Source organism: Chryseobacterium sp. CG10_8, assembly GCF_058117085.1.
This window is the reverse complement of record NZ_JBYVEB010000133.1, coordinates 1-6874: the sequence shown is the minus strand read 5'-3', so window position 1 is coordinate 6874 and position 6874 is coordinate 1. Positions and strand designations below refer to the sequence as shown.

Genomic DNA, 6874 nt, shown 5'->3' with positions numbered 1-6874 from the left:
TAAAAATTATATAAAAAGGGGGATTTTCCCCTTTTTTTGTGCTTTAGATTTGTTGTTCATTTGTAATAAATATAAAACACCACAAATGAGAACAAATTATATTGCTAAATTCTTTAGCATGGTTGGGGTTCTTGTCATTGCCCTAACAAACGCACAAGTTGGAATCAATACCATTTCTCCAAAAGCGACTTTACAAATTGATGGAAAAGACCCGGTCAATAAAGTTGAAGGAATTATGATTCCTAAATACACCGGTGATCAGATTTATAACATGCCAGTTCCAACAGGTGTGGTTAATGAGGGAAACCTTGTCTACGCGACAAGTGCTGCATCTACCGCTAATCAGACAGGTAAGGGCGAGCTTTTGACAGGTAAGGGATTTTACTATTGGAATGGAACTAAATGGGTAACATTTGTTACTACTGTTATTAATAATTTATGGTCCCAAGTAAAGCCTATGAATATGTTGCTAAGTGACAATGATTCTTATACATCTCCAAGTATTCCACTTGTGGCTCCCACAGGTCCTGCGGTAAAAAAGTTTGATGCAGACTTCTATGGAACAGGTGATTATCGGATTGTGAATAATCCACTTAATCTAACAATGTGGGATAATACTAATAGTCTAATTGTGGTTCCTCAGCAGTTGTTGGGATATACAATGACTATTAATTTGTCTCTTAAGTTTCAAAAATTGTCCTCTAATGCAGAGTCTTGTCGTCTTGTAGCGTTCACTGGAAATACTACAGTTAATTTAACAACAGGAGGTTATGATAGTACCACTGGTCGCAAAATCAAAGACCTAATGTTTACAGGAACCAAGACTGCCGTGGGAACCGTAGAGACCAATTATGTTAGAGACGAGTTGGTTTTGTCGCCAATTATTATTACCCAAGATATTATTGATAATGGAATTAAGCTGTATATAGGAAGTGCGATGAATGGAGAGATTAATTTCTATGAGCCTGTTCTAACTGTAGATTATGGTGTTGTCAATACTGCATTATAGAAATCTAACCTTTTTGAAATGCAATAAACTATACTGTTTGGTTTTTCAATAAAATAAAAGGTACCCGCCTTTGGTAACACAAAAGCATGAGAATTGTTTGTCAGTTCGCCAATCGTAATAACTCAATTTTTTTTACAAACAATTTCATGCTTGACTTAGATGTATTTTAAAGGCTTACCTTTTATTTTTTTAAAAAATAAACTAAATTTTAAGGGCGTTTTTGAAGCCCTATAATTAAGTGTTTTTTTTATTTTATTTCCAAAATTCCATCGTTTTGCGGTGGGATTTTTTTTGTTCTTGTTTTTGAGAAAGTAAGTATCCAAGCTTTTTTCTATCTTTATCGAAATTTTATGTCAATGAAGTTAGTACAGCATATTACCTTGGCGCTTTGTTTGGTGTCATTTGGTTTTTTACATTCTCAAGAGAAAGATACCGCCGACGTTAAGAAAGCTACAACAGAAAAAAAGGAGGGTACTGAATCTAAGGATAAGACCAAATCTAAAATCAAGCCTTACAAAGAAATTATTACTGACAAGGCAATTTCAGATGATGGGATATTTAAAGTTCACAAGGTTGAGGATAAATTCTATTTCGAGATTCCAGATGAGGTTTTTAAGAAAGAGTTTTTAGTGGTCAATAGATTAACTAAGGCGGCTGCTGAAATGCGTTCTGGTTCCTCTGGATATGCTGGAGATCAAATAGGATCTAATATTCTTACTTTCGAAAAAGGCCCTCTCGATAAGGTGCTAATTCGTTCTATTTCTTTTGATGACTATGCTAAAGATTCTACCTCTGATATGTATCAGTCGGTGACGAGAAACAACTTGCAGTCGATTGTGGCTGCGTTGGAAATTAAAGCATTTGGAAAAGATAAGAAGTCGGTTGTCATTGATGTTACTGATTTGGTCAATGCGGATAATGATTTGGTTTCTTTTGAACCTGCTTACAAAAAGTACTTTAAAGTAGGTAAGTTCGAAAAAGATAAATCTTATATCAATTTTATTAAATCTTTCCCGAGTAATATTGAAATTAATACAACCAAAACATTTGCTAAAACTTTAGGAGATGCCAAGTTTCCGCCAGGAGTTGATAAACCGGAGATCAGCGGAAATTATACCGTAGAAGTCAATTCTTCTTTTGTTTTGCTTCCGGAAAATAAAATGCAAGCGAGATACTTTGATCCTCGAGTTGGATATTTTGCGGTCGGATATACGGATTTTGATCTTAATCCTCAAGGTGTAAAGCAAGTGAGGATGATTAAGAGATGGAGGCTAGAACCCAAGCCTGAAGATTTAGAAAAATATAAAAGAGGGGAATTGGTTGAGCCAGCAAAACCCATCGTGTTTTATATTGATCCAGCCACACCAAAAAAATGGGTGCCTTATTTGATGCAAGGTGTTAATGATTGGCAAAAAGCTTTTGAAAAGGCAGGATTCAAGAACGCAATCTATGCTAAAGTTCCAAATCCGAAGGATGACCCAGAATGGAGTTTGGAAGATGCAAGATTTTCGGGAATTGTTTACAAGCCATCTGATGTTCCTAATGCTTCCGGACCTTCGATTGCAGATCCAAGAACAGGAGAGATATTAGAAAGTCATATCAATTGGTATCATAATGTGATGTTGCTGTTAAGAAATTGGTATTTTATTCAAGCTTCTCCTAATGATGAAAGGGCTAGAAAAATGGAATTTGACGATCAATTGATGGGAGAATTAATCAGATTTGTTTCTTCACACGAAGTCGGTCATACTTTAGGACTGAGACATAATTTTGGATCAAGTTCTAGTGTTCCAGTTGAAAAATTGAGAGATAAAAAGTGGGTGGAAGCCAATGGTCATACTCCTTCCATTATGGATTATGCTAGATTTAATTACGTAGCGCAACCAGAAGATAAAATTGGAGAAAAAGGATTAATGCCAAGAATTGGTGATTATGATGATTGGGCAATCGAATGGGGGTATCGCCGATTTTATGAATTTGATTCTCCAGAAAAAGAGAAACAACAACTCAATAATTGGGTGATCTCTAAATTGAAGAATCCAAGACTTTGGTTTGGTACAGAATCTAATTTTTATGATCCGAGGTCTCAAAGTGAGCAAGTTGGAGATAATGCCATGGTTGCTGGAACTTATGGAATCAAAAATTTGAAAAAGATTGTAGATAATCTCGAAAGTTGGACTGCAAAACCCAACGAAGATTATGGTAATCTATATGAAATGTATAGTCAGGTGACCACTCAATTTTCGAGATATCTAGGACATGTTTCAAAATATATTGGTGGCGAAATGGAAACGCCAAAAACGATAGAACAGTCAGGTGTAGTTTATGAGGTGGTTTCTAAAAGGGATCAGAAGGAAGCACTAGAGTTTTTGAATAAAAATATTTTTCAGACCCCTGAATGGTTATTGAATAAAGATATATTTGTAAAAACAGGAAGATCTTCAACCGAAGTGGTGGAAGGACTTCAAAATCGAGTTTTTGAAAGGATTCTCAATATTAGAGTTTTGAAAAAGATGTACGACTCGCAATCTATTGGTGATAATGCTTATCAGTTGGTGGATTACATGACAGATCTTAAAACTATGGTTTTTGAAGATAAATCTCCAGATATATTTCAGAGAAATTTGCAAAGAAACTTTGTTGAATCTCTAATCAAGATTTCGGACAATAAGAGTTTTAGTGCAGATCAGTCAGATGTCTTAGCTGTCGTGAGAGGAACTTTAGAGGACTTGAAGGGTGAGATAAGTTCTTCTGGTTCTGACAAGGTTTTGAAATATCACTTTCAAGATTTGAAATATAGGATCGAGAAATCACTTGAAATTGAAAAATAAAATGAAGTCTAAAATATTTTTTGGTTTTTGCGTATTTGTTTTATTCTTTTTGGGTTGCAATACAGATGATGATATTTGTTTGGATGGTGAGGCTACCCCAAGATTGAAAGTGAAATTCAAAACGCAATCCACAGGTAATGTGAGGAGCATGGATTCGATTTTTGTTTCTGTCGATTATGGTAATGGTGCTGTTAGCGTAATTTCTAACACCACTTCGACGGACTCTGTAATGTTACCATTGAGAGTGGATGATGCGTTAGCAACAAGTATCTATGTAAAGACAGCTTCTAATGGAGTTTCTTCTAAAGTAACCATCAATTATACGACCGAATCTTCTTATGTTTCCCCAGCTTGTGGTGTGAAAAGAATATATAAAAATGTAAATTATTCTCTTGGAAACACCAATCCAGTTCTTGCTATTGAACCCAACCAAAATGAAATCGTTGATGAAAACAAAACTCATCTTTATCTGCTTTTTTAGCACCTTATTTTTTTCTTCCGTCTTTGCGCAGAAAGAAGAACCGAAGAAGGTCAAATGGAAATACGAACCTAACTTTATGGTTGGTTTGGATCTTCTTAACACTGGAGTTTCTTTTTTCGGAGATCGAAAACTTTACCAAGGATTTGTTACCTCAAAAATCAAAAAGAATGTTCATGCCGAAGTTGATTTGGGTTATGATAAAAATGTGTACGTTAAGAATGGTTACGATGTTGAAGCAAGTGGGATTTTCACTAAGTTGGGTGGATTTTATATGTTAGCTTCAGATGCGGAAAACGAGTTCAATGGTTTTTATGCGGGGGCAAAACTTGGAGGAGCGTTTTATTCTCAAGAATATTTTTCGGTGCCAGTTAGGGGTTACGGAGATTCTGGATCAACGATGAGCTTTGATAAATCTAATCAATCATCCTATTGGTTAGAAGCTGCAGTAGGAGGAAGAGTTCAATTATTTGATTCTAATTTTTATATTGATGTACAAGCGCAACCTCGATATATCTTGTTTACTACAAAGCAAAACGATATAGTGCCGATGATCGTCCCAGGATTCGGAAAAAGTTCTACCAAGTTTAATGTCGGCTTCGCTTGGAATATTGCTTATAAATTTTAAGACTATTTTGTTTTAGGATTCGGAATGATCGCATTGTAAAGGTCAGCAAATTCTTTTGGTGGTATTCCAGAATCGAAAGCTTGTGAAGTATAAGTCGTCCCATCTGAAGAAATTTTAAGAGTGGCTGTCATCGCACCATCATGAAATCGCTTTGTTGTTGGAGCAGGGTAGGTGTCTAATTTTTTCAAATCTATAGTAGAGACCAGTTTTTGATAACTAGCCCATTCATTATCGGTCAACTTTTCTGATGATTTTTCTCCATTTATTTCCGTATCTCTCGTGGTGGGTGTTAGTATGAACATTCGTCGTGCTCCTCTTGTCATTTCTTCTAACTCAATTTTTGTTATATTCATTTTTGAAGTGATTGACATTGTTGGGCTTTTATCCTTCTTTTGTGCTGTGCAATTCAAGCAAATTATCAATAAAGTAGATAGTAATAGTATTCTTAATTTGGACATTTTTAATTTTTTTTATAAAAGTAGTAAAAAATATGCCAATATAATGAAATGTATTGGTTGAAATATGAATATGATTGCGTTTTTTGGGTTTGTTCCTGTGGATACACAATATATATATATATATATTTGTAGCTTTTAGTCGTTAATTATTTAACTAAATTTTTATATTATGAATAATCTGAAGTTGATTAAGATTTTTTTCTTTTTTTCTCTTCTTAGTTTAGGATTTCTAAATGCTCAATCTAAGAATGATTCTGAAAACACAATTGTTTTTGGAAAAACATATACAAAGGAAGATTTGAAGAAAATGAATGGTGTGATTCGTTGCGCTACTACAGAATATGAAGAATTCTTGCAAAAGAATAATCCAGATAGGATGACTGATGAAGAGTTTGAAGCATGGATTTCTCCTTTGATGAAAAATGCTGAAGTGTCACGTTCACAAAGTGGAAGTGTTATTACAATTCCTGTGGTGGTGCATGTTATACATTTTGGACAACCTGTTGGACAAGCTCCCAATATTACTGATGCGCAAGTTCAGTCCCAGATAACAGTTATGAATAATGATTTTAGAAAGCTTGCGGGCACTCCTGGATATAACACAAATGCTGTGGGTGCGGATACGCTTATTCAGTTTGCGCTAGCAAAAGTTGATCCTAATGGAAATCCAACTAATGGAATTGATCGAGTGAACCTTTGTAATGAATCTTGGTCCACGACTAATATAGATAATTATGTCAAGCCTTTAACCATTTGGGATCCGACACAGTATATGAATATGTGGAGTGTAAATTTTGCTTCTACTAGTCTTCTGGGGTATGCTCAGTTTCCATCTAGTTCTGGATTGTCTGGACTTAATACAAATGGTGGTCTAGCAACAACTGACGGAGTTGTGTCTGGTTTTCAGTATTTTGGTAGTAGTGATTATAATGACGGTACTTTTTTGTTGGCGACAGGTTTTGATAAAGGGAGAACGATGACTCATGAAGTTGGACACTTTTTAGGATTGAGACATATTTGGGGTGATGCGTCTTGCGGCACTGATTATTGTAATGACACTCCAACTGCTCATACTGCCAATTATTCCTGTAATACAAATATACTCGATTGTAATTCTGCTGGGTTTGAAATGGTGCAAAATTATATGGATTACACGCCAGATGCTTGTATGAATATTTTTACAACTAATCAATCACAAAGAATGGCTACAGTAATAAATAATTCTCCAAGAAGATCAACTTTGAAAACATCAACTAAAGATGTTGCTATTGCGCTTTTTCCTAATGATGCCGAAATAAGAGAAGAAAGAGAATGTGAGCAAAATGTTGTTTGTGGAGCTGTTATAAAAAGAGTACAATTGTATAATAGAGGAACTAGTAATTTGACTTCTGCGGTTATTAGTATGACTGTAGGAAGTAATACTACTACCTATACATGGACTGGTAATTTAGCTTCCAATAAATATTCTAT

The 6874-nt window shown here is 35.0% G+C and carries 6 protein-coding genes; 5 read left to right on the top strand and 1 reads right to left on the bottom strand.

Annotated features, from left to right (window positions below):
• From AC4AGG_RS14760 to AC4AGG_RS14745, 4 genes are all read left to right on the top strand, one after another.
• The coding region (locus tag AC4AGG_RS14760) for a phage tail-like protein (protein WP_489772782.1) at nt 1–1009 on the top strand (1009 nt) is incomplete at its 5' end.
• Between the two features lie 356 nt (nt 1010–1365).
• Nucleotides 1366–3840: a zinc-dependent metalloprotease gene (locus AC4AGG_RS14755; RefSeq protein WP_489772781.1), complete on the top strand. Its 2475-nt coding sequence runs from the start codon at nt 1366–1368 to the stop codon at nt 3838–3840.
• 1 nt (nt 3841) lies between these two features.
• Nucleotides 3842–4321, top strand: coding sequence for a DUF6452 family protein (locus AC4AGG_RS14750; protein ID WP_489772780.1), 480 nt, complete (start codon nt 3842–3844; stop codon nt 4319–4321).
• On the top strand, nt 4287–4946 hold the full coding sequence (locus AC4AGG_RS14745; RefSeq protein ID WP_489772779.1) for a DUF6048 family protein: 660 nt from the start codon (nt 4287–4289) through the stop codon (nt 4944–4946). Before AC4AGG_RS14750 ends, AC4AGG_RS14745 begins: the two co-directional genes overlap by 35 nt.
• 2 nt (nt 4947–4948) lie before the next feature.
• Here the strand turns inward: AC4AGG_RS14745 and AC4AGG_RS14740 are convergent, their stop codons facing one another.
• The gene (locus AC4AGG_RS14740) at nt 4949–5299 is read right to left on the bottom strand and encodes a hypothetical protein (protein WP_489772778.1); all 351 of its coding nucleotides are present in this window, start codon (nt 5297–5299) and stop codon (nt 4949–4951) included.
• 274 nt (nt 5300–5573) lie between these two features.
• Between AC4AGG_RS14740 and AC4AGG_RS14735 the strand changes: the two genes are divergently transcribed.
• On the top strand, nt 5574–6874 hold a 1301-nt coding region (locus AC4AGG_RS14735), incomplete at its 3' end, for a zinc metalloprotease (protein ID WP_489772777.1).

Coding starts and splice junctions, on each gene's coding strand:
- AC4AGG_RS14755 (WP_489772781.1), top strand. CDS start 1,366: ATGAAGTTAGTACAGCATATTACCTTGGCGCTTTGTTTGGTGTCATTT.
- AC4AGG_RS14750 (WP_489772780.1), top strand. CDS start 3,842: ATGAAGTCTAAAATATTTTTTGGTTTTTGCGTATTTGTTTTATTCTTT.
- AC4AGG_RS14745 (WP_489772779.1), top strand. CDS start 4,287: ATGAAAACAAAACTCATCTTTATCTGCTTTTTTAGCACCTTATTTTTT.
- AC4AGG_RS14740 (WP_489772778.1), bottom strand. CDS start 5,299: ATGAATATAACAAAAATTGAGTTAGAAGAAATGACAAGAGGAGCACGA.